General features: G+C 67.7%; 19 protein-coding genes. 3 read left to right on the top strand and 16 right to left on the bottom strand.

The window, feature by feature from the left end; genetic code table 11:
- Nucleotides 1-110: 110 nt before the first annotated feature.
- Together ACI79H_RS03340 and ACI79H_RS03345 are read right to left on the bottom strand one after the other, a co-directional pair.
- Nucleotides 111-1,160 carry an acyltransferase family protein gene (locus ACI79H_RS03340; protein WP_456552945.1) on the bottom strand — a complete coding sequence of 350 codons (1,050 nt, stop codon included), beginning with the start codon at nucleotides 1,158-1,160 and terminating at the stop codon, nucleotides 111-113.
- A 132-nt stretch (nucleotides 1,161-1,292) separates the two neighbouring features.
- A complete protein-coding gene (locus ACI79H_RS03345; RefSeq protein ID WP_456552946.1) occupies nucleotides 1,293-2,804 on the bottom strand; it encodes a hypothetical protein in 1,512 nt (503 codons plus the stop codon).
- A gap of 379 nt (nucleotides 2,805-3,183) precedes the next feature.
- Between ACI79H_RS03345 and ACI79H_RS03350 the strand changes: the two genes are divergently transcribed.
- A complete protein-coding gene (locus tag ACI79H_RS03350; protein WP_456552947.1) occupies nucleotides 3,184-4,686 on the top strand; it encodes a sugar transferase in 1,503 nt (500 codons plus the stop codon).
- Nucleotides 4,687-4,858: 172 nt separating this feature from the next.
- On the opposite strand, the gene ACI79H_RS03355 is transcribed toward ACI79H_RS03350, so the two are convergent.
- Together ACI79H_RS03355 and ACI79H_RS03360 are read right to left on the bottom strand one after the other, a co-directional pair.
- Complete coding sequence (locus ACI79H_RS03355; protein WP_456552948.1) at nucleotides 4,859-5,158, bottom strand: hypothetical protein; 300 nt, start codon at nucleotides 5,156-5,158, stop codon at nucleotides 4,859-4,861.
- A 307-nt stretch (nucleotides 5,159-5,465) separates the two neighbouring features.
- Nucleotides 5,466-6,101: an arsenate reductase/protein-tyrosine-phosphatase family protein gene (locus tag ACI79H_RS03360; protein ID WP_456552949.1), complete on the bottom strand. Its 636-nt coding sequence runs from the start codon at nucleotides 6,099-6,101 to the stop codon at nucleotides 5,466-5,468.
- 116 nt (nucleotides 6,102-6,217) lie between these two features.
- Between ACI79H_RS03360 and ACI79H_RS03365 the strand changes: the two genes are divergently transcribed.
- Nucleotides 6,218-6,835, top strand: a complete 618-nt coding sequence (locus ACI79H_RS03365) for an arsenate reductase/protein-tyrosine-phosphatase family protein (RefSeq protein WP_456552950.1) — start codon at nucleotides 6,218-6,220, stop codon at nucleotides 6,833-6,835.
- On the opposite strand, the gene ACI79H_RS03370 is transcribed toward ACI79H_RS03365, so the two are convergent.
- The 12 genes from ACI79H_RS03370 to ACI79H_RS03425 all read right to left on the bottom strand — a co-directional run bounded on the left by ACI79H_RS03370 (nucleotide 6,832) and on the right by ACI79H_RS03425 (nucleotide 22,486).
- Nucleotides 6,832-7,779, bottom strand: a complete 948-nt coding sequence (locus ACI79H_RS03370; protein WP_456552951.1) for an LCP family protein — start codon at nucleotides 7,777-7,779, stop codon at nucleotides 6,832-6,834. The genes ACI79H_RS03365 and ACI79H_RS03370 overlap by 4 nt on opposite strands.
- A gap of 279 nt (nucleotides 7,780-8,058) precedes the next feature.
- A complete protein-coding gene (locus ACI79H_RS03375; protein ID WP_456552952.1) occupies nucleotides 8,059-9,324 on the bottom strand; it encodes a nucleotide sugar dehydrogenase in 1,266 nt (421 codons plus the stop codon).
- Entirely contained in the window at nucleotides 9,321-10,262 is a 942-nt protein-coding gene (locus tag ACI79H_RS03380; protein ID WP_456552953.1) for an NAD-dependent epimerase/dehydratase family protein, read from the bottom strand. Before ACI79H_RS03380 ends, ACI79H_RS03375 begins: the two co-directional genes overlap by 4 nt.
- Before the next feature lie 124 nt (nucleotides 10,263-10,386).
- Nucleotides 10,387-11,055: an acetyltransferase gene (locus tag ACI79H_RS03385; protein WP_456552954.1), complete on the bottom strand. Its 669-nt coding sequence runs from the start codon at nucleotides 11,053-11,055 to the stop codon at nucleotides 10,387-10,389.
- On the bottom strand, nucleotides 11,052-12,320 hold the full coding sequence (locus ACI79H_RS03390) for a lipopolysaccharide biosynthesis protein (RefSeq protein WP_456552955.1): 1,269 nt from the start codon (nucleotides 12,318-12,320) through the stop codon (nucleotides 11,052-11,054). The genes ACI79H_RS03385 and ACI79H_RS03390 overlap by 4 nt, the downstream gene beginning before the upstream one ends.
- 1 nt (nucleotide 12,321) lies before the next feature.
- A complete protein-coding gene (gene wzy, locus ACI79H_RS03395) occupies nucleotides 12,322-13,695 on the bottom strand; it encodes an O-antigen polysaccharide polymerase Wzy (protein WP_456552956.1) in 1,374 nt (457 codons plus the stop codon).
- A gap of 71 nt (nucleotides 13,696-13,766) precedes the next feature.
- Nucleotides 13,767-15,818 carry a glycosyltransferase gene (locus ACI79H_RS03400; protein WP_456552957.1) on the bottom strand — a complete coding sequence of 684 codons (2,052 nt, stop codon included), beginning with the start codon at nucleotides 15,816-15,818 and terminating at the stop codon, nucleotides 13,767-13,769.
- Nucleotides 15,819-16,069: 251 nt separating this feature from the next.
- Nucleotides 16,070-17,308 (bottom strand): glycosyltransferase, encoded by a 1,239-nt coding sequence (locus ACI79H_RS03405; RefSeq protein ID WP_456552958.1) that lies wholly within the window; start codon nucleotides 17,306-17,308, stop codon nucleotides 16,070-16,072.
- The gene (locus ACI79H_RS03410; protein WP_456552959.1) at nucleotides 17,298-17,936 is read right to left on the bottom strand and encodes a sugar transferase; all 639 of its coding nucleotides are present in this window, start codon (nucleotides 17,934-17,936) and stop codon (nucleotides 17,298-17,300) included. Before ACI79H_RS03410 ends, ACI79H_RS03405 begins: the two co-directional genes overlap by 11 nt.
- Nucleotides 17,933-19,084 carry a DegT/DnrJ/EryC1/StrS family aminotransferase gene (locus ACI79H_RS03415; RefSeq protein ID WP_456552960.1) on the bottom strand — a complete coding sequence of 384 codons (1,152 nt, stop codon included), beginning with the start codon at nucleotides 19,082-19,084 and terminating at the stop codon, nucleotides 17,933-17,935. The genes ACI79H_RS03410 and ACI79H_RS03415 overlap by 4 nt, the downstream gene beginning before the upstream one ends.
- Nucleotides 19,081-20,907 (bottom strand): polysaccharide biosynthesis protein, encoded by a 1,827-nt coding sequence (locus ACI79H_RS03420; protein ID WP_456552961.1) that lies wholly within the window; start codon nucleotides 20,905-20,907, stop codon nucleotides 19,081-19,083. The genes ACI79H_RS03415 and ACI79H_RS03420 overlap by 4 nt, the downstream gene beginning before the upstream one ends.
- Nucleotides 20,908-21,010: 103 nt before the next feature.
- Nucleotides 21,011-22,486, bottom strand: a complete 1,476-nt coding sequence (locus ACI79H_RS03425; protein WP_456552962.1) for a polysaccharide biosynthesis tyrosine autokinase — start codon at nucleotides 22,484-22,486, stop codon at nucleotides 21,011-21,013.
- A gap of 245 nt (nucleotides 22,487-22,731) precedes the next feature.
- Between ACI79H_RS03425 and ACI79H_RS03430 the strand changes: the two genes are divergently transcribed.
- The gene (locus ACI79H_RS03430; protein WP_456552963.1) at nucleotides 22,732-23,448 is read left to right on the top strand and encodes an arsenate reductase/protein-tyrosine-phosphatase family protein; all 717 of its coding nucleotides are present in this window, start codon (nucleotides 22,732-22,734) and stop codon (nucleotides 23,446-23,448) included.
- The last annotated feature ends 29 nt before the right edge of the window (nucleotides 23,449-23,477 follow it).

Raw genomic sequence — 23,477 nt, forward strand, 5'->3', positions numbered from 1 at the left:
GGCCCGGACGGCGGGTGGACCGGACGCACTCTGCCAGGTAGGCGGACTCCCGCGAGTCCGGACCGGCGACCAGCCAGCACATGCGTGCCCGTGTTCAGCCGAGGGCCGCCTCATGGGTCGAGGGCCGATGGAACATCTCCTTCGCCTTCCTTCGCGAGTCGTTCTGGCTCGGCGAGAGCGATCGACGGGGTGCCTCCGCGCAGCGCTCTGTTCGCCGGTCGCTCCACCAGGAGATGCAGCGCCACCGCCGCAACCCCCGCGACGACCACGATGATCGCGGCGTTCAGATACGTCGGCAGATGAAGCACCCGACCCAGGTTCAGGATCACTACCTCGTGCACGAGGTACAGCGCGAAGGACGCCTCCCCTGCGAAGATCATGAACGGAGCGCGGAGCCAGCCACCGACACTTCGGACATCTCGATCGACGGCCCAGAGGAAGACGAGCAGAAAGGGGCCGGCCATGACGATGTTCGGCAGCGGGAAAGGGACGAGGGCGCTCAGGACGAGGCCCCCGGCGAGCGCAGCGCCGACGAGCGGTCCCGCGACGCGTGGACACCAGCCCGAGCGGAGTGCCAGCCCGGCGACGAGGCCGAGGAGGAACTCCCCGTAGCGAGCCACAGGGTGGTGATAACCCAGCAGGGGCGTGACGAGCCCGAAAGCCGCACCCCCGGCCAGCGCCAGGCAGGCGAGTGACCACTGCCAGCACTGCCGCAGTCGCTCGAGGAGCGCGATGGCGAACGGGAAGGTGAGGTAGAAGAATGCCTCGCACGCCAAGGACCACGACACCCCGTTGAACGCGAAGACGACCGACGGGTCTTGCCACCAGGTCTGCACGAGCAGCAGGTTCGGAACCGCCTCGCTCCATCCTCTACCCACAGCCACCACGGGAAGGACGGCCACGATGGCGAGCATCACCGCGTGGCTCGGCCAGACCCGCGCGAAGCGGCGGCGGTAGAAGGTGCGGGCCGGGAGTTTCGACGTACCCCATGCCAGCACGAGGCCCGACAGCATGAAGAAGAAGCCGACACCCACGTAACCGAGTGACGCGACCCCGGGGATGTACAGGACCTGCCACACGCTCAGGTGGAAGGCCACGACGACGAGGGCAGCGAAGATGCGCAACGACGTCAGGCGCGGGAGCGCACCGGGCCGTGGCACGACGGAAATGTACAGGTTATGCGGAACCCCTGATCCCGCGAGGCGCCACCATCGTCGCCGTGGAGCCGGTCGCTCTCCATTCCCGGACGCAGCTCGACTCGCTTCGATGACGCCACGAAAGCGTGTTCGGCTTCAGTCGCCGGTTCGGTAGATGTTCAGAAAGTTCCGGGCGCCGGCGGTGGAGACGCCGTGCGAGGCGTACTCGACTGTGAGTACCGTTCTCCACTCCGGGTGATCGGTGAGGAGATCTCCGCTCGCCTCAGCGATGCTCTGAACCACGAAGGTGGGCGTTGTCGCCTCGACGAGCTCATCCAGGTCCATCTGCTGCAGCCGCGGAGTAGCGAGGCCTCCACCGTCGAGGAGTTCGCAGTTCCCGATGCCCTCGTCGGCCATGACGCCTATGTCGACCGAGATGAGCGCCCGGTCACCGGGCCGGCACGCCCCGCGGAGGAAGGCCGCCCCCTCGGCCATGGTGGAGCGGTAGCCGTCGTTGAACTGCTGCAGCACCGGTGCGACCTGTACGGCGTTGAAGACCAGCGCGGCGGCGAGGCTCAGCGCCCCGACGGCGATGAGCGCCGGGGACCCCGCGGCGCGGCGCACCGCGGGGAGGGAGAGCAGCAGAGCGAAGACGAGCGGCCAGGTGTACATCCCGGGCAGGTAGTACCGGGCTGCGCTCTGCAGGAAGTCGGTCTTCAGGTAGTAGAAGGCGAACAGCGCCAGCGGCCAGCCGATGAGCACGAGCCCGTCGCGGCGCAGGCCTGCCAGGTCCGCGGGCTGCGTCCCCCCACGGATCGCGATGACGCTCAACCCGACCGCGGCCACCAGCGAGACGAGATAGCCGGACGCGACGACCGAGACGATCTGCCGCGTGATCTCGACGTTCACCAGGTGGAAGGAACTGGCCTTGGCGCTGAAGGTCGTAGGGACGGGATCACCGAAATACGCCTGCGCGAAGGCGACCCACGCCAGCACCGGTCCTGCGAAACCCGCCACGATTATCGCCACTCGGGGAACAACCCGCGATCCCCCCAAGAACAGCGTGGCGACGATGAGCACCAGGAGGATGCCGATCTCGAAGCGCACGAGGGTGCCTAGACCGACAGCCAGACCGGCTAAGAAGAGCCGGCGGTCCGACTCGAGGCGATGGTCGGAGCCGACGGTGAGCCAGACGATCAACGCCACTGCGAGGAAGCCGAGGGACGTCTCCATGACGGTGCCGGACCAGCGCCACAGGTGAACGTTGAACGCGCCGACTGCCAGGGCGACCAGCGCGATGCCTGTAGAACCGCTGAGCCGGCGTGCGGTCACGTAGAGCAGGGCTAGAGCGGCTGATGCGAATGCGAGCGTCACCAGCTGGATGAGACCGATGTCCCCCATGGCCAACAGCGGCAGCAGCAGCACCGTGAAGACCGGACTGGACGACATGTTCACGCGATCACTGGAGTCGATTCCCCACCCCTCACCGTCCAGGATGTGCTGTGCGACAGCGATGTGGATGAAGGCGTCGTCCGAGCCGGGGTAGTCGGCGTAAAAGCAGACCTTCGCAAGAGCTGGCGTCACAATCAGAACGACTGCGCCCAAAGTCGCCATCCACGAGGTGCTTGTCGCCCTGGATGACTCCACACCCTTGCTGAGCGCTGCCATTTTCGATCCCTCCGTCAGGCGCAACCGGGGGCAGAGTAGCCCCGCGCGCTCCTCTGTTCCGCATCGCGTGCCAGCTCCCCCCGAGACATCAAGAACATCTCGCGGCGAGACGCAGGTGAGAGCTGCGCGCAGTACCCGTCCCGCCGAAACCTCAAGGATTACGAAAGAACGTGTTTCGCAATTACTTCGAGTGCTACCGCCGGGCGTGCCGCAAAGGCGCCCGGCGCAGATTCGATCACTCGTTGAGACGCAGTCCTCGCTGAGGGAGAGAATCTGGGACACCGTCGGCCTCTTATCGGGACTCACCTCTCGGGAGAGTCCTAGACCGCTTAGGCTCTCAACCTCTGGGGGAGGTCCGCACATATCACGGGGAGTGTTCGTGTCGACGCCAGATATGGACATCAAGACGTCAGAGGACATCTTCGGCGGCTGGGCCAACTTCGCCGTCGACCTCCGCGGCGAAGGAACCAAGGCCCGACGCGCCTGGCGGTTGCAGTACGTCCGCCGGGCGGCTGTCCTCGACGCAGCGTGCGCATCGGCCGCCGCCGCCCTGGGCTTCCTGCTCTGGTTCCACGTGCTGATGCCGGACACCCCCCGGCCTCCCGCCTGGGCGACGATCCTGCTGCCTGCCCTGTGGTTGCCGACGATGGTCCTCGCGCGCACATATGAGGAGCGCTACCTGTGGGTCGGCGTCGAGGAGTACCGCCGGGTGTTCCACGCGGCGGTGTGCCTCTTGGCCACCGTGGCCACCGTGGCCTGGGTGCTCGACACCCACATCGCACGAGGTTTCGTCGTGGTGGCCTTGCCTCTGGCGAGCGTGCTGACCCTCACCCAGCGCTTCGCACACCGGCACTGGATCTACCGCCATCGGTGTCGCGGTCGCTTCCAGCAGACCACTCTCCTCGTCGGTCACCGGGCGGCTGTCGCCGCCTTGGACGAGCAGCTTCAGCGCTCGAAGCACCAGGGCTACCGCGTGATCGGTCTCTGCCTCCCGGCCAGCCAGCAGAGCGCCTCGGCCGATGCGTTCAACGGCCTGCCGGTGCTCGGCGGCGTGGACGAGGTCGCCGAGGTCGTCAACCGCTTCCAGGTGGACACCGTCGCGGTGCTCCCAAGCCAGGAGCTGGACGGGCCGACGCTCCGACGCCTGGGCTGGCAGCTCGAGGGGACCGATGCCGAGTTGCTCGTAGCACCGGCCATCACTGATGTCGTCGGCCCTCGCATCCACATCCGGCCAGTGGCCGGGCTTCCGCTGGTACATCTCGAGCGGCCGGAGCTGGCCGGTGTCCGCCGCCTCAGCAAGGCTGTCTTCGACCGCACCACCGCCGCGTTGGGCTTGATCATCCTCTTCCCCTTGCTTGCGGGGATCGCACTCGCGGTGAAGGCGACCAGTGCGGGCCCGGTCCTCTTCCGTCAGGAGCGGGTGGGCCACTGCGGCGCTCCGTTCATGATGCTGAAGTTCCGCAGCATGGTCCAGGGAGCCCATCGGATGGTGAGCGACCTTGCACCTCAGAACGAGGGCAACGGCGTCCTGTTCAAGATGAAGGACGACCCCCGCGTCACGAGGGTCGGAAAACTGCTGCGTCGTTACTCCCTGGACGAACTGCCGCAGCTGATCAACGTTCTCGGTGGCAGCATGTCCCTTGTCGGGCCACGCCCCCCGCTGGCGAGCGAGGTCGAGAGGTACGGCGCCGACATGCGTCGGCGGTTCCTCGTGAAGCCGGGGCTGACCGGGTTGTGGCAGGTAAGCGGCCGTTCGGACCTCTCGTGGGACGATTCGGTCCGGATGGACGTCCGGTACGTCGAGAACTGGTCCCTGGCACTCGACATCATGATCCTCGTCAAGACGGCGAAGGCGGTGATTCGTGGTTCCGGCGCATATTGAGCCGTGCACTGCCGACGCTCAGCCCCTGAAGCCCGTCGCCTGCTGCAACCCTGTGAGACTCGCACGCCGGTCGTCAGCTCGTGACCGAACGCCCCTCGGTGGCGTCGCCGGGCTCGCCCGGCTCACGCGCGGCCAGCCGCTCCCGCTAAGGGGCGACGACGTACTTCGAGTCCTAGGTGCTGTCGATGCCCGCCTGGAAGACCCCAGACCGAGTCAGCAGCGAACCCACCGCGAGCAGCGCCTCTGACGGGACGGCACCCCACCGCCGGTGCCCGCCCAGCACGGCCAGCCGAGGCCGGGTAGTGCACGCCTTGGCCGCCTGCATGAGCTTGCCGGGCCGGCCCTCGTGGTACGGCTCGGCGAGGATGCTGTCGCTGCCCTCGACCCCGCGGATCGCGGCCAGCTCGATGCCGGCGCCGAGGATCGCCATCTTCCGCGCGGGCTCGGACTCCGACGACTTGGTCAGCGCCATGCAGATGCCGCCTGGTACGGCATATGCCAAGCAGGCGCGGCACCCTCACCCCTTCCGCTCGAAGAAGGTTCGGCTGCGCCATTTGCCGCAGGCCCCTGGGCGAGCAGTGCAGGCGGCATCGTCGCAATGCCCCCACGAGGTGCTCAAGGGCGTCGGTCGACGAGGTGAACGGCGACGACTGACGCCTAGGGCATCGGTCGACGAGTGGCGTCGACTACACCACGCGTGCGATGGGCACTGGGCTGGTCGTGGAACGAAGATTTCACCTCAGCCTTCCCCCATCGAACTGAGGCGCTAGGTAAGCGCCTCAGACCACGGGCAGGGAGGGCGTTCGATCAGCGAGAGCCGCCGGAAGCAGCCCTACGAGCCGATCCAGTATCGGGATCAGCGTGGCGGCGATGAGTTCCCCCACCTGTTCATGGACCTCGATCGACCGTCGGATCGGGTCCTGCACGTCGTCATCGCGACTACTGACGCGGCGTCCACGTGCAGCCGCCATCGCGTGGACCAGGGCTCGCGCCCGCTCCGGGAAATCCGCCCCCTGGAGCTCGCCGGCGATCTCGTCGAGGATGGTGGCGGCCTCGACGAGGGTGAAGCTGCGTTGCAACCCGGCTGGCGCGAGCTGCAGCACCTCCGTGCGGTGGGCGCGGGTCATGGTGAGCACCAGGTCGGCGCTCGACGCGATACGTCCGTCGATCTGGCGGGCGCGGAACTCACCCGGCGCTGCCCCGTAGCCGGCGAGCACCAATGCGCTGTCCGGGTGCATGCCCGAACCGGAGACCGCCCGGGTGCCGGCGCTGACCAGCTGTAGGTCTGCGGTGCTGCTCCCGAGCCGCTCGTCCAGGTACGCGCGACCGAGCCGCTCCGCCAACGCCGACCGGCAGATGTTCCCCGTGCACACGACCAGCACGGTGAAGGCAGAGCCGGGAGCGGAACGGAGCACGCCTCGAGTCTGCCTGCAGGGCCTGTTGCCTGCATCGACACGCGACGAGGCGGGCGGCACATCCGAGGACAGGGCAGCGGCTCAAGATGCGCTCCGCGGCTGCCGAACACATGACCATGAGGCTGCTGTTCGTGTGCACGGGGAACATCTGTCGCTCCGCGGCAGCCCACGTGCTCACGGCGGCCTGGCCCGCTGGGCACATGGGCCTGACCTTCGATGTCCGCTCCGGCGGCACGCACGCCCGGCCGGGCCGGGCGGCCCACCCGTTCACGGCAGCGGCGCTCGAGCGGCGCGGGCTGACCGCCGAAAGCCACGTCGCTCGACGGTTGTCGGCCGCGGACCTGGACTGGGCGGACATCGTGCTGACGATGACGGCGCAGCACCGGGAGGCCGTGCTGACCCTGGACCCACGAGCGCTTCGTCGGACTTTCACGCTGCGTGAGGCCGCAGACCTGTGCGGAGACCTGGCTGCGCATCGGCTCACGGGAGTGCCGTCCCGGGAGGGGGGCCGTGCCCTCGCCGCCGCCCTCGCCGAGGCCCGGGCCGGCCGGCGCGCTGACCAGGAGGACATCGACGATCCGGTGGACGGCTCGGCCGCCATGCACACCCGCGTCGTCGACGAGATCGCCGCCGCCCTGCGCACACTGCTTGTGGCGATGAGCCGACAGATGCGCAGCACCGGGCAGCCGACCCTGCGGCTCGACCACCTGCCGCCGGTTCCCTTGCCGGTCTAGTTCGGGACCGCGGGCAGCGTGTCCTGCGCGAACTCTGCGACGTGCTCGGTGAGGGAGTCCGTGCGCAGGTACGCCCACATCTGCGTTGCGCGCGCCTCGTCCAGGTATACGACGCTCTGCGCGCCTTCCCGGCCCGTTCCGGCCACCGGTGCGGTGAGGAAGGTGACCGCGCCTGCTCGGAGCGAGCGCAGGTCGTAGGCCATGTCCATCAGCGCGGTGTTCGACAAGGTCTCGTCGACCGACATGGCGTCGGTGAGCGCGACGAGGAAGCTGTCGAGCGCGCCGAAGTTGCCCAGGTTCTGCTCGGACACCTTGGCGAACATCGACCGCAGGTACTCCTGCTGTCGCTGCACCCGGTCGAAGTCGCCGCCTTCGAGCCCGTAGCGCTGCCGGACGTAGTGAAGAGCTTCTTCACCGTCGAGGTGGTTGTTGCCCGCCTCGTAGGTGTACGGCCCGTTGGTGATGGTCTCGGCGACCTGGACGTCGACGCCCCCCACCGCATCCGTCATCTCGACGAAGCCCTGGAAATCGATGGCGGCGTAGTGGTCGATCCGCACGCCGGTGAGCGTCTCAACCGACTGCACGAGGAGGCTCGGGCCGCCGTAGGCGTAGGCGGCGTTGAGCTTGGCCATGCCAGTTCCGGGGATGGACACCCACGTGTCACGCGGCAGGGAGATGACCTGGGCGTTCTGCCGGTCGCCGGCAAAGCGCACCAGCATCATGACGTCGGACCGCCCGTCGGGCGTCACCCCCTCCGGCACGTCGGACCGGGTGTCGGAGCCGACGACCAGGAAGGTCAGCGGCGCCTGCCCTGCGGGCCCTGCGGTGGCCTCGGCCGGCCGCTGCGACTCGTCTAGGCCTGCGAAGGCGTCGACCCGGTCCAGGTTCCCGGCGTAGCGATCGGTCATGTACCAGGCGCCACCGCCCACCAGCAGGACGACCACCAGGACACCGACACCGAGCGCGGTGAGCGCCCGCCGCAGTCGGCGCCTGCGCCGCGCCAGCGAGGTGTCGCTTCCTGCCCCTGTTCCGACGTCCGTTCGATCGTCGGCATGCGCCGCCTCGTCAGCTCCGTGCCTACCCACCGATCCCCCACCTCCGCCTAACAAGGTCCGCACGACGCTAGCCGCAGGACGACTCCGAGCAGGAGTGCCCCGCGAGGTCTTTGCTCCGGCGCCTCATCCGCCCCGCCGCTTCCTGGCCCACGTTGGGCCAGCCGGTGGTCACAGCCGTTCGACCAACTCACCGTCGAGCACACCTCTGGTGTCGAAGACGCTGATTCCGTCAAGGGGACCCATCAGGTACTCCCGGTGCGCCTGCAGCAGGACGACCGTGTCCGCCTCAGCGATCGCCTGCTGCAGGTCCGGCTCGCCCTTGAGAGGCTCCGCGACCTCGCCGACTTCCGCGGCGTTCCAGAGCTCGACGTGCGGATCGTGAAAACGCACGTCGGCGCCCATGGCCCGCAGCTTGGCGGCGAGCGGCACAGCCGGGGACTCGCGCTCGTCAGCGATGTCGGCCTTGTAGGTGATTCCAAGCAGCAGCACTCGGGATCCCCGCATGGCCTTTCCTTCGTCATTCAGGCGGTCCTGGATGCGCCGAGCGACGTACGTGGGCATCGAGGCATTGACCTCTTCCGCCAACTCCACGAAGCGGAACGGGTAGCCGAGACGAGCCCGCACCGTGTGCGACAGGTAGTTGGGGTCGATGGGGATGCAGTGACCACCCACCCCAGGGCCGGGATAGAAGGCCTGGAAGCCGAACGGCTTCGTCTTGGCGCACTCGATGACGTTCCACAGGTCGATGCCGAGCTCGTGCGAGAACCGCGCCATCTCGTTGACGAGGGCGATGTTGATGTGCCGGTAGGTGTTCTCGAGGAGCTTGGCCATCTCCGCCTCACGGGTTCCCTTGGCCGGAACGACGGTGTCGATGAAGCTGGCGTAGAAGTTCACGGCGCGCCGGGTGCACTCCCGGGTTGCTCCTCCGACGACCTTGGGCGTGTTCCTGATTCCGAAGGTCTTGTTGCCGGGATCGACCCTCTCCGGGGAGAAAGCCAGATGAAGGTCTTCGCCGACGCGAAGCCCACTCGCCTCCAGAAGCGGCTGGAACAATTCCTCGGTGGTGCCCGGATACGTCGTCGACTCGAGGACGACGAGAGTGCCTGAAGTCAGTCGCTCCCCGAGCATCCGACCGACCGACCGGACCGCGGCCAGGTCAGGCGCGCCGTCACCGGAGAGTGGGGTGGGCACACAGACGACCACCGTGTCGGCTTCTGCGATGCATGCAGCGTCTGTGGTCGGAGTGAAGCTGCCGAGGATCCCTTGGAGCACATCGTCGTCTATGTCATCGACGTGCGAGCAGCCGGCGCTGAGCCGTGTCACCACCGCCTCGTCGCGGTCCAGACCGAACACCCGGTGCCCGCGCTTCGCCATCTCGACCACCAAGGGCAGTCCGACGTACCCGAGCCCGACCACGGCGGTGACACGGCTCACTGGGCCAACTCCTGGCGGAACCAAGTCACCGTGTCAGCCAGGCCGACGCGAAGGTCCACCGGAGCCACGTCCGGGAAAAGGGTTCGCAAGGAGGAGTTGTCTGCCTGCGAGTGAGGCACATCCCCAGTGCGACCTGGGCCGTGCTGGACGGTCGCCGGGAGGCCGGACACGTCCTCCAGATGGCCGATCAGCTCCAACAGGGTCGTTCGAGAGCCGAAAGCGAGGTTGACGGGTTCGGGGTGAACCACCTGCCGGCGCACCGCGTCCAGCAGAACATCGCAAAGGGTTCCCACATACGTGAAGTCACGCGACTGCCGACCATCTCCATCGACTTGGAGCGGGTTCCCCTTGACCAGCGCATCGACGAAGGCCGGGATCACCGCGGCGTACGCGTGCCCGGCCGGCTGCCCCGGGCCGTAGACGTTGAAGAAGCGAAACGGCAGAGTCCCGAGCCCGTAGGAAGACTGGTAGGCCAAGAGGTACTGCTCAGTCGCCAACTTGCTCACCGCGTACGGGCTCAGCGGGCGAACCCAGTCACGTTCGCGCTTGGGCAGCGACGGATTCGCCCCATACACCGAACTCGACGAGGCGGCGCAGACGTATCCCACGCCTGCACGACGACACTCCTCCAACAGCAACAAGGTTCCGGTTGCGTTGGCGGCGTGGGCCGCCAACGGATCCGCGATCGAACGGGGAACGCTCGGCAGAGCGCCCAGGTGCACCACGGCGTCGGCACCGTGGAGCGCTTCGGCCAGTCGCTCACCCTCGAGTAACGACCCCTCCACGAAGCGCACATCGAGACCCTCGAGATTCGCGGCTGAGCCTGTCGACAGGTTGTCGAGCACCGTGACATCGGAGATGTACGGACTCTCCAGTGCTCGCCGCGCAAGGTTCGAGCCGATGAATCCGGCACCGCCGGTGATGACGAGGTGTGACACCAATACTCCCTACAACATGTGTGATTCGATCGTCGTTCGACTTCCGCGCACGACCGAACGCGGATCGGGTCGAATGGCCGCGGCTCAATGGGGCGTCGACAACCTTGCGCTTCGCACGTCGGCCTCATGCCAGAGGACGTGCCGGAACCCCCACAGCGACGACGTCCGGGTCGATGTCGCGGACGACGGCAGCGCCGGCCCCGATCGTCGCCCGTGCACCGATGCGGCGGCCTTGTATCACCGAAGCACCCGTGCCCATGGTGACCTCGTCCTCGAGCAAGACTTCGCCGGAGATGGAGGAGTTCGGGTTGAGCGTCACGTAGTCCCCGAGCTGAGCATCGTGTCCCACTGTCACCCCTAGGTTGAGGTGGACGTGGCGACCGACTCGGACGTTGGTTGTCACGACGGCATTCGCGCACACGACGGTGCCGGCACCGAACGACACCGCGCGCTTACCGACGACCGCTCGAGGGTGAATCAGAGTGGCGGCAGATCGGCCACGTCCGCTGGCCCACGCGTCAATGCGACGGCGGGTACCACCGTTGCCGATCCCGATGACGTATTGCACATCCGACCGCATGCCGACCAAGGCCTCGGTCGGTCCGAGGTGCGGGGCGCCCCGCTGGCGAAGCAGGTCGGGTTCCGGTTCCCCGTCGTCGAGGAAGCCGAGGAAGGCGTACTCCGTCCGGTCGGCCGCCGTAACGGAGTCGTTGATTGCCTCCACGACGTCGTGGACCTCACGCCCGAACCCTCCCGCACCGATGATGACCAAAGGTGTGCGACTGCCCCTCACGCGTCTGCCGCCTCTCGTTCGGTCGATAAGACGACGCGGCCACCCCGAGCTGGCTGGACCGGTGACAAGATTCGGCGCGTCACCCTCATACGCCTCAGCAGCAGGCTCGCGGCAAACGCGGCATAGGTCAGGATAGATGCGATCGCCGTGCCGCTGGCTCCGCCCCAATGCGCTCCGAGCCCGTAGCCGACTGTCGCGGCGACAAGAAGAATGACGCCGACTTGACCAACGAAGTGGGTCTGCTCCAGGGCGAGCAACACTCTGACCTCAAGCAGGGCGATGCCCATGAATATCTCCGCCACCAGCAGCAACAGAACGACGTCGGCAGCAGTACGGAACGAGTCACCAAAGGCTAGCGGAATCAGCACCGGCGCGCCTAGGGCCAGCACGGTCCCGGCCGCGGGCAGACAGATCGCAGCAAAGGCGTAGAGCCGCTTGGCCGCGCCATCCCAACCGTGCCGCGAAACCCGGAAGAACAGAACCGGGCCGGTTGATCCCAAAATCAGCCGACATAATTCTGCGACGGAGGCAGCTACGGCATAGATTCCCGCGGCCTCGAGTCCTGCGATGGGCGCTAGGACGACGCGATCGAAACGCTGGGCACCGAGCACACCGAGAGACGACCCCAAGGCAGGGTAACCAGTCCGGACCAGGCGCCGCATTAGCGTGCCGTCCCACGCCGGCCGGGTCAACTCCCCCAGACCCGCCAGCCGCCAGACGTAGTAGCCGCACTGCGCACCGCTGCCCACAACCATCACCGCGAGAGCGGCGGCAACGGTGCCCGAACCTTGAAGGAAAAGCACACCTGCTCCGCTTGCCTGCGCCGCGGCACCTAAAGCTAGCCCCCCGGCCGAGGACACCGTCCTGCCGAGGTTATTAAGGAGGTCGCCGAACTGTTGCGCAGAGCAGAGGGCGGCCGCATAAGCGGCGACAAGGATCGACTCGCGCCAGCCCACGACGCCGAGCAGCGCAGTGGCCGCACCCGCCGCTCCGGCGACGACGACGGCTGCCAGGCAGCTGAAGCCCAGGTAGCCGGCGACCAGAGTGCGATCCGCTAGTCCGCGGGAGAGCAGTCGTAGGGCGACTCCCGTCCCCAGCCCGGCCACCAGCGAGGCGAGCGCAGACACGCTCACAGCGACAGCGATCGTGCCCGACCCGGCGGGTCCTAATGTGCGAGCGAACAGCAGCATCGATACACCAGCAAGCATCACCGCCGACGTGCTCGCGACGGTCGTGCCCGCCACAAGCCGCGGCAGACCAGCCAAGTCAGTTCACCCCGCGAGGTCGGTGGCGTGCGGCTGCAGTTTGTCCTTGGAGCACGAAGGCGAGGAGGCGTGCAGCAACCAGGACAGCAGCCAAGATGATCAGTTGCCCAGCGATCGGAGTGGAGTCGTTCCGCAGCCAGATCAGGAGGACAACGGCGCCCATCCCGACTAGCGCATCCCGCATCAGTCCGCGATGGGCGCCATCCAAGATTGCCGCCAAGATTCCAAGCATGAGTAGCACAAGGACAACGCCCAGGCTGCCACTGGCGTAGTAGGCCTCCGCGATGGACGAACCACCGATCGGGCCGACGCGGTCAGCAAGGACCGGCAAGAATGCACGTTCATCCACGCTGGCGTCCGTTACAGGCAATCCCAGAAGCTGTCCTCGGACAAGCCGGTCGAATGGGTCCAGATAGGAACCAAACCCATGAAAAGGTTCATGTTGTGCGTCGTGCCACCGGTGGACCATAATGAGCGGTCGAATGCTGTAGCCTGTTTCCACCACTCCCGCGACGGGACTCAAAGCGACGTCGAAGATCGTGGAAAGCGATGCGCCACCTTGACGAATGACCCGAACCGCCGAGCCCACGGATAGGACTCCGAGCAGTACCGCCGCGTGGGCGAGCGTGGGGCGGATCTCGCGCCTCCTAGCAGCCACAATTGCCCACGCCGCGGACGGCAGGATCACCTCGCCTCGTAGCCCGATCAGCATCGCCGGGATGGCAAAGATAGCAAAGATGAGCAGTCCGGTGAGGCGGATGCGCGGCGTTCGCGCAGAAGCCACGCAGGCAAAGCTCAGGCCGATCACGAGGTATACGGTCGGAAGCAGTGTCAGCCCCCGCGTGCCTTGAAGGTAGGCGCCGTAACTCGCCCCTACTAGGTTCACCCCACTCAGGCCAACCTGGAGATAGAAAGCGACTACGCCGGCGACAAGTCCCATCAGGCCCGCAATCGGTACCGCCTCTTCGGCGAGCGAAAGAGAGGGCCTCGCTGACAGCTCATGCAATGCCGGAGAATTGTAGGCCCTCAGGCTTGTCCACGTGACGTAGCCCAGAGCAAAGCTAAGACACCCCAATGCAATGCTCGTTGCACTGGGCGCCAGCGCTGGCGAGGCGAACCAAGTTTGATCCTCTTCATTGAAGAACTCAATCTCCAGACCGAGCGCAACAAAGATCAATAGGCCGGAATGAAACAGGAACAGCAGTAACGCGTAGACGGAACCAACATTGACGAAGCGGCCACGCCGGACCGATATAGTTGCTCCGACGGCCCCGAGGCCACACAGTACGGCGACAGCCGAGGCCGCCCGGACACTTGTTCCTAATTGATCTTTGAGCACGATGACGATTGCTAGTGAAGCGACCAACGACGCCACTACCAGACCGTGCATCCCTCGGTGCGATCGGACGTCCATCGTCGAGTCCGCCACAGCGTTCCGGCGACTACTCACGACTGTCCCCGGGAGCGTCCATAGAGAGCCCGATGACGGTCGGCAGACCGCTGCAGGCCGAACGGGCTCGCGGCGAAATCTGCCCGCACGTCGGCAGGATTGCGATGCTGATGCGGGGCATCGAGGAGCTGCACGGCAGCCTGAGCCCAAGCGTCGTCGGACTCGGACAGAGGAAGGCAGCGGATATGCTGAAACGTCTCTCCCAACCAGACCGCTCCGGGTACTTCCGATGAGAGGACCGGCGTACCGACCGCCAGTGACTCGAGGACCACACCGGGCAGGCCCTCCCGTAGCGAAGTCAGCACCAAGAGGTCGGCCGAGCGCATGACGGCTCCGACGTCCGAGCGAGTGTCCAGGATGACGATCCGATCCGAGATGCCATGGCCTTCCGCCGCTGCCATGACCTGCTCGGCGTCGGCGGGGTCTGATGGGCCGACAAGCACGCCCCAGGCGTCGTAACCGCGCTCGCGAAGCGCATGGACGATGCCCGGCACTCGCTGCCGGTTCTTCTCCGGCGAGGCTCGACCGACGTGCAGGCACAAAATGGCCGAGCTAGGCAGGCCGAGCTCTGCCCGAAGATCGACGAGCGGCTGTGCCCACAAGGCATCGTCGTCGATACCATTGGGCGCAAGGGCGCACCTCGGGTCCAGCTCCCAGTCGCGCCGATATCCGTCCGCTAGCGCCGCCGGGGACACACCCGGCACATCTGTGGCACTCCACGCGATCAATTGGCGCATGAGCCACCGCTGCGCCCGCCGTCGCGTGGAGTCCCCGTGGTCGTCACCGGTGCTATGGAAACGCGCAATTCGTGTCGGCACCCCTGCGACACGCGCCAGTAACGTCAGCGCCCCGGAGAACGTCGCGACGTGGGAGTCGACCGCGACGGGTCGGAGTGCCCGCAACAGTCGCACGTACTGGAGCGGGAACGACGGGGAGAGGCGCATCGGGTGAACGACTCCGCCCATGGCCTCGATGTCATCGGCCAGCGAACCGCGGCGTCCCGAGAGTGTGACAAAGTGGAAGCAGTACTCACCCGCCAGGGATTGCATGATCTCGACCGTGCGTCGCTCTGCACCCCCGACGTCCATCGCGCCGAAGACGTGTACGACGGCCGTCGGCCCGTCCCCCGGCTTTCGGGCCAGGTCGGTGAGCTCTCGTACGAAGCACTGGTGCCTGGGCCCCGAGGTCTCCGCGTGAACGGCGGCAGCCCGTTCCACCGACGACGCAGCGAGCTGGTCGAACCATTGACGGTCATCGTGCAGCCGCGTCAGCGCAGCTGTGAGCGCCTCGGGCCGGCGGGGCGGGATGAGGGCGTCCCGGTCGATCGCGTCGACGATGCCACCGACGGCGGTTGCGATGACCGGAAGCCCGGCCGCCATGGCCTCGTAGAGAGCGCGCGGTTGCCCCTCCGTCCACGAAGAGAGCACGAAGGCGTCGGCACTGCGGAGCTCATCCAGGACCTCGTGCCGCGTCAGGTGCCCGGTGAAGGTCACCGGCACGTTGGCCAGCCCGCGGGCCTGCGACTCGTACTGCTCCCGCAACGCGCCTTCCCCGACGATGCGCAGGACGAAGCGGCCAGGCTCGCAGGCGCCCAAGGCGGTCAGAAGATCGCCTATGCCCTTGTAGGGCCGGTCGAGGCTAGCGACCGTGACCAGGCGCAGCGGCCGGCGTTCGGCGGGGTGGGTGCGGGGGGCATCCGGCTCATCGACCACGGCGTCGGTGAGGGCCGTGACCCGGGCGTGCGGTCCCGGAGGATAGGACGCTTGAAGCGCTTCCTTCGTTACGTAGCGGATGACGTCGGCCCGACGGCAAGCCCAGCGTTGGACCGCCGGCAGCACGCGTCTGCCGACAGCGCCGCCGATTCCTGGCACCACGTCCGGGCGCAAAGCCTCCGCGGGGTCGCCCACCACGACCACAGCGAACGGCCGTCGGAGCAGGACGGCGATGAGAACCGGAACCACAGCGACGAGCCCAGGGAGGTAGGCCACGAGGGTCGCGTGCCGCCGGTGGGCGGTGTAGGCGCGACCCATCTCGGCGATCGCGCGCACGGCGCTCAGCCCCGACCTGCCTCCGGCTGGTACGGAGTGCACGCGCACGGGTCCAGTCAGGAGCGGCACGGCGGTGACTGGCGGCTGCCCGTCAGCGGTCCGGGCGAGCAGGATGACATCAGTGCTGTGCTCCACACCAGCGACGGCGGTCAGGGGCACTGCCCCGAGCGGCCGACCCCGATCGTCGAGCCATACGCGCTGCTCCGTCGTGAGGAGGAGACCGGGCCCGGTGCGGTGCTTCGCTGCGCCGGTCACCGAGTTGTCGCCTCACCGGCGCGCCGAGAACGACGCCGGCACCGGCTTGCGACCTCGAGCTGGTCCACGACCTCGATTGCCTTCTTGGCCGAATCGAAACGATCGGCCACGAGGGCGCGCGCCTCCCGGCCCATGACGGCCAGCCTGCCTGCCCGCTCGCACGCGCGTGCATCCAGCAGCGCATCAGCGAGCGCCGAAACGTCGTCGGACGGGACGACCCATCCGCTGGCCCCCTCTCGCACCGTCTCCGGCAACCCACCCGCGTCGCTCACGATGCTGGGGATGCCACGGGCGCCGGCCTCGAGCGCGGCGCCATGGTTCTCGGACCGTGACGGGCTGACGCTCACGTCAGCGGCGGCATACACGGGACGGACGTCGACAGTGGTGTCGAGCCACAACACGTTCCGCACGTGCCCGAATTGCTCGGCGAGTTCTTGCCGATGCTCAGCACCGGGACCGTCGAAGCCGCCGCCGGCGAGCACAAGGCGGGCGTCCGGGTCCTGAGCCAGCGTGCGTTCCCAGGCGGCCAGCAAGAGATCGTGCCCCTTCACGCCCATGCCGGTGTGCACCATGGTCTTGGGGGCGTAGAAGTAGGCCACCATGACGGCGACGAACGCGTCATCCGGCAGCCCGAGCGCTTCCCGCGCTGACCGACGCTCGTCAGCACCTGCGGGGGTGAACATTTCGGTGTCCACCCCGTAGGGGATGGCATGGACGCGCGACCGGATGCCGATCTGGCCATACCGCTTAGCTGTGTAGTCGCTTCCCGCGATGATCCTGGTATCGATCCTGGCCAGCGCACGCTCAACCAGGCCGATCACACGCGAGTCCAGGTAGAGGGGCCCGGCGACCATGTGGACCTTGGCCCACCGGAGTCCCGGGCTCGCGAGTCGCACCGCCAACGCCGAGGCATACAAGTGGTACATGACGACGTCGGCGTCGATCGCCTTGAGCAACCGACGCAAGCCGAACAACCCCCGGGCTACGTCCACCCGCGGGCCGAACGTGAAGTCGAAGGGCGAATCGTGAACCTGGACGAACCGGCTCTTCAAGGCCCTGCGCAGCCGGCCGTCCACTCCAGGGAGAACTACGTGTACCTGATGCCCGCGGCGAAGCAACTCGTCGATGTGGGGCAGGATCCAGGTGCCACCCTCGGCCGTCTTCAGCACAATGGCGACCGACAGGGGGCCGGAGATTGCGTCCGATCCCTGCGTCGACTTGTGATCAGTGGCCATCCTGGGACCTCCCGCTCCCCAGGAACTCCGGCATCGTGGCAGACCCGGGGGCCGTGATTCCTTGCCGGGCGAGCACAGAGGCAACGGTCCGGAGAGTGATCCGTGCATCCAGCCACGGACCCAGCCGATCGACGTAGGCAACGTCCAGGGCGAGCTTCTCTTCCCACGTGAGACGGTTGCGCCCGCGAACCTGCGCTAGGCCGGTGATCCCGGGGCGCACCTCATGGCGACGCCGTTGTTCGACGGTGTAGCGGTCCAGATACTGGACGAGGAGGGGGCGTGGCCCGACGAGGCTCATGTCACCACGCAGAACGTTCCACAGCGTGGGTAACTCGTCCAGGCTCGTGCTTCGGAGGAATCGACCGAGAGCTGTAAGGCGTGCTGCGTCGTCGGAAACGCCTGGCGTGTCCCCCGGAGCCCGCATCGTCCGGAACTTCACGAGCTCGAAGGGCTCGCCCCGCAGACCCGGGCGCAACTGGCGAAAAAGCACAGGCGTGCCCAGGTCACGACGTACGGCCAATGCCACCAGCCCGATGATCGGCCCCGTCACCATCAGGCCGGCCGCGGATACGACCACGTCGACCTTCCGCTTGATCTGCGGGTAGGCGGACCGGCGGGACTGGCTCACGTGCACTCCAGGAAAGCGGCTACGGCAGCCTCAAGTCGGGCGACGTCCTCGTCGGTCAGGCTGGAACCACTGGGCAGGGTAATCCCAGTGGCGAACAGTCGATCGGCACTCCCGCTGAGAAACGAACGCGAGCCGGCGAACACCGGTTGACGATGCATCGGCTTCCACAGCGGCCTTGACTCGATGTCCGCGGTATTCAACGCGCTTGCCAGGTCGCTCGCGGTCCAACCCGCTTCCGCCGGATCCACGACCAGAGCGGTCAGCCAACAGTTGTCAGCACCGTCACCATCACGCTGGAAAACGCGGACACCGGCATGATCGGCGACCGCAGTCGCGTACACCTCGCGCAGCCGCCGACGCCGGGCGATCATCCCGTCCAGGCGCTCGAGCTGCGCGAGCCCTAGGGCGGCCAGCACGTTGCTCAGCCGATAGTTGTAACCGATCTCCGTGTGCTCGTAATGCACAGCTGGCTGGCGGGCCTGGGTGCTCAGGTAGCGGACCCGGTCGGCGGTCGCCGCGTCGTCGGTCAACAGCATGCCGCCACCGCTCGTTGTCATGATCTTGTTGCCGTTGAAGGAGAGGGCGGCAAACACACCGAAGGACCCGCTCGGCCGGCCCGCATGGCTCGCCCCTAGCGACTCCGCCGCATCGGCCACGACTGGCACGCCGAACCGCTCACAGATCGGTAGCAGCCGCCCGTAGTTGGCGCAGCGGCCGAGAAGATCGACGGGGACGACCGCGGAGACGCTGGCGCCCTCGCCCTGAAGATGCACGAGCGCGCGCTCGAGCAGCTCGGGGTCCAGATTCCCGGTTTCTTCGTCGCAATCGACGAAGATCGGCTCTGCCCCCGTGTAGATCACCGAATTCGCGGTCGCCGCGAAAGTCAGCGTCGGCACGATCACCACGGTCCCGGGCCCGGCCCCGACCTCGAGCAGCGCGAGGTGCAGCGCTGCAGTTCCCGATGAAAGAGCAACCGCGTGCTCTCGGCCGCATCGCTCGGCTATCGCCGCCTCGAAAGCATCGACCATGGGGCCCAGCGGTGCGATCCATCCCGAGCGGACCGCTTCGACAACCATCTCCTCCTCCCGCGTCCCGACGTCAGGGGAGGACAGCAGTATTCGCTGGACCGTGCTCGGCGCGGCGCTCATTGCTGACCAGCCGCCTGGACGAGGCGCGTCTCGATGGCATCCACCTGGAGCACGTCTTCCAGAGGCGGGAACGGACACTGCAACCAAGCCTCCAGGTTTCCTTCGACCGGTGGCACGGGCACATGGCTGATCAGCGGGTGCACCGGGCGGCTGTCCGTTTCCTCCCGGCCGAACAACTCCTCGTGCAGTTTCTCGCCAGGCCGGAGCCCGGTGTAGCGGATCTGGATAGGTCGACCCTCCATGGCGATGAGTTGTGCAGCGACGTCCGCGATGCGAACCGGCTCGCCCATGTCGAGCACGAGCGCCTCACCACCCGTGCCGATGGCGCCGGCCTGGATGACCAATTCGACCGCTTCAGGGATGGTCATGAAGAACCGGGTGACGTCCGGGTCGGTGACGGTGACCGGGCCACCACGGGCGATCTGCGCGGCGAAGGTCTCCAGCACTGAACCGCGGCTCCCGAGCACGTTGCCGAATCTCACGGAGAGGAACCGACCCTCGCCTCTCCGCGCGTAGGTGGCGGTGAGCCGCTCGGCCATCCGCTTGGTGCGGCCCAGCACGTTCACCGGGTCCGCCGCCTTGTCCGTCGACACGTTGATGAAGTGGCTGACCCCCACGGAAGTGGCAGCCTCGAGCACGTTGCGGGTGCCGAGGACGTTGGTCTTCCACCCCTCGCTCGCGTACTGCTCCAGCATGTTGACGTGCTTGAGGGCAGCGGCGTGGAAGACGACATCCGGCAACCGGCGCAGGAAGAGTTCCCTGAGGGCGTCGCCGTCGCGGATGTCGGCCAGGATCACCTCGGGCAGGTGCAACTGCGCCTCGCCATGAATGCTGAGGCTCACCGCGTGCAGGGCCGACTCGTCGCGGTCAAGCATCATCAGCTCGTCCGGGCCGAACCGGTGGATCTGCCGGCACAGCTCCGCGCCGATCGAGCCACCGGCACCCGTGACCAGCACTCGCTTGCCCTTGAGGTATCCCGCGATCTCGTCGACGTTCGTGGCGATCTGGTGGCGACCCAGCAGATCGGCGATGTCGATGTCGCGGACGTCACGGATTCCCACCCGGCCGTCAAGGATGCCGCGGAGTGGAGGTAGCACCTTGACCGCGAGGCCGGCGGCCGAAGCCCTCCCGGAGATGTCCCGAATCAATGCGGAGTCCGCCGATGGCAAAGCGATGACCAGGGAAGACGCAGAGGCGGCCGCTGCAGCAGTCGCGATGTCGCTCCGACCGCCGAGCATGCGCACTCCACGGATGCGGGCGTGCCGCCACCGCGGATCGTCGTCCAGCAGCCCGACGGGCAGGTAGGGGCTCGCCGGATTGGTGAGCATGGAACTCACCAGCTGGTGTCCCGCGGCGCCGGCGCCGAAGACGAGCGTGGGCTCCGCCTGGTGCGGGCGCGAGGCATCCTCCCTCTGCCGCCGGATCGCCATCCGCGCCGCCGCCATGAGCCCGAGCGCGATGGCGGACCCCACGGCCGGGATCGTCAAGGGCACCAGCCGAGGGGTACCGGCGGCGGCGTCGACGAGCAGTTCCACGGCAGTCACGGACCCGACAGCCAGCGCGATGGCGAGCATCTCGTCGGCGCTGCCGACGGCGTACCGCCCATGGTGGAGCCGCAGCAGGGGCGAGAGCAGTGCATAGGTCACCGCACCCACGCCCGCGACCATCAGCAGCCCGCCGCCGTCGATGCGCTCCAGCGCGCCCTCGTAGCGCGCCGCACTGGCCAGCCACAGGCCGGCCGACAGGAACGCCACGTCAGCTGCCATCAGGCCCCAACGACGCATCCACCAGCGCACCGCCTGTTGCCGCTCGGTCAAGGTCATCCCCGTCCAGCACCCGCACACCTGAGGCGCGCATCGGAACTTATGGAACTAGCAAGTCTCGTATAACCACCGAGCAAGGTCCCGCTCTCGCTCGACCGGCGGGCTATGGCCGGCGCGCGCTCCGCCCCTGGGGCACCGGCGGCAACGGTCCGGTCAAGTCGAAGCTCGACCGGGTGCGGCCTCGGATGTTGCTGGGCATGGCCATCTGGCCGGTGTCGGCGGTGGTCTCTCGGCCGGCGTCTGCTTCGTAGCTGTAGCCGTAGCCATAGCCGCGGGCAGCACCAGCGGCCTGCGGCACCCGGTTCAGCACGATCCCGAGCAGCTTGCCGTCGATGCGCTGCAGCACGGCAGCGGTCTCCGCCAGCTCCTCACGGCGGGTGCTCCCGTACCGGGTGGAGACCACGCAGCCGTCGGACAGCACCGTGAGCACGGCGGCATCGGTCACGGGCAGCAGCGGCGGCGCGTCGATGACGACGAAGTCGTGCGTCTGGCGGAGGTCGTCCAGCAACCCACGCATCTGAGCCGACCCCAACATCTCGCTCGGGTTGGGCGGCATCGGCCCCGCACCCAGCACGGTCAGCTTCCCGTCGCCCCACGGCTGCGCGACCTCGTGCAGCGACGCGGTGGCGGCCAAGACGTTAGTCAGGCCCGCTCCGCTGATCAGCCCCATGTACCGGGTGACGCGGGGGCGGCGGAGATCGGCCTCGATCAGCATGACCCGGCTACCCGACTGTGCGAGCGCCACGCCGAGGTTCACGGCGAGGGTCGACTTGCCCTCACCCGGCACCGAACTGGAGACGACGATGACCCTCGGCGGGTTGTCGACGTTGAGGAACTGCAGGTTCGTCCGGATCGCGCGGTAGGCCTCTGCGCTGACCGAGTGCTCGTCGAGGTCGGTGACGAGGTGCTCCTTCGCCAGCAGCGGGTCCTCCAGCACGGTGCCGATGACACCGGCACCGGTGAGCCGGGTGACGTCCTCGTTCGTCTTGACCGTGTTGTCCAGCCGGCTGCGCAGCAGCGCGAGCCCGAGCCCCAGCAGGAGCCCCAGCACCGCGCCCAGCGCGATGTTCCGCGTGGGGTTGGGGCTGACTGCTGTCTCGTTCAGGTCAGCCGGCTCCACGATGGTGACCTTCACGGTGGAGGCGTCGGCACCGTCCGGCGTCTCCAGGTCGGTCACCTGCTCGGTGAACTGCCGGCCGAGGGAGGTCGCGATGTCCTGAGCCCGCTGGGCCGAGGGGTCGGTGACCGTGACCCGGAGGATGACCGTCTCCGGCAGGGCCGTGGCGGTCACCTTCCCAGCAACCTCGGCCGGAGTCAGGTCCAGCGCCAGCTCATCGACCACCCGGGCCGCAAGCTGCTCACCGGTGAGCAACTGCGCGTACGACGTCACTCGCTGCTGGGAGAACAGGTTGCCCTGGTAGGCGGTAGAGCTGTCGGTCGTCGTCGACGTCGACACGAAGAGCTGGGTGGAGGACGAGTACAGCGGCGTCGCGCGCCAAGTCAGTACTCCGGCGGCGGCGACGGCCAGCAGCACGGTGCACGCCAGGACCCACCAGCCGGCCCGTACCGCTTGCAGCACGTCCTTCAGCTCCACGCATCCCCCGCCCGCCACACGCGCTCCGCCGCGGAGCCCTTTCGTCCGCCCCGATGGTCGACCGGGAAGCGTGACTGGACCGTACAGGTTCGTAACCCATACGTGTAACCCGGGTGCAGCAAGGAGTAACCAGGTGTGACCGATGTGACGCCAGATGGCTCCGGAACGGGAACGTCCTTTGATCGGGCAGCCTGCCGCTGAGATCGGTCCGTCTCGTGTTGACTGCCGCTGTGCGGATCCTCTTCGTGTGTACCGGGAACATCTGCCGCTCCCCGATGGGCGAGCGGCTCACCCGTGCGTTCCTGGACGACGCCCTGGGCGCGTCGGCCGCGGCCGTGGGAACCGGCAGCGCGGGGACCAACGCGGTCGTGGGAAGAGGCATGGACCGGAACTCGGCGCTGGTGCTCGGTGGACTCGGCGGCGAGCCGGAAGGCTTCGTCGCCCGGCAGCTGACTGCCGCGATGATCGAAGAGGCTGACCTCACCCTTGCGATGACCCGCCGGCACCGGCGCGACGTCCTGAAGCTGGCGCCACGCGCGATGTTCCGCACGTACACCCTGCGCGAGGCCGGCGACCTGCTCGCGCGCGTCGATCTGCGCACCCTGCCGCCCGTCTCCTCCCTCGACCAGCGCGCGGGTGCCCTCGTCGCCGCGCTCGGCGAGCTGCGGGCCACCCGCCGTCGCAAGGAGCGGGACGCCGACGACGTCCGCGACCCGATCGGTCGGCGCGTCGACGTGCACCAGGAAGTGGGGGAGCAGATCTTCGATTCACTGATCCCGCTGCTGCAGGCCCTCTGCGACACCCGCGACGGCGTATCGGCACCCTCTCCGGTCGCCTCCGCTCCCGCGATGGCGCCCGCTGCCCGGGTGGCGACACCCCGGCGTCCGCTCCCGCCGGTCCCGCCCGCGACGGCTGCGACGTACCGCCGGAGCCGAGCGACCCGTTGATCGACCGGCCTCCCCACCGGCGACCGCGT

Source organism: Blastococcus sp. SYSU D01042 (genome assembly GCF_054050515.1).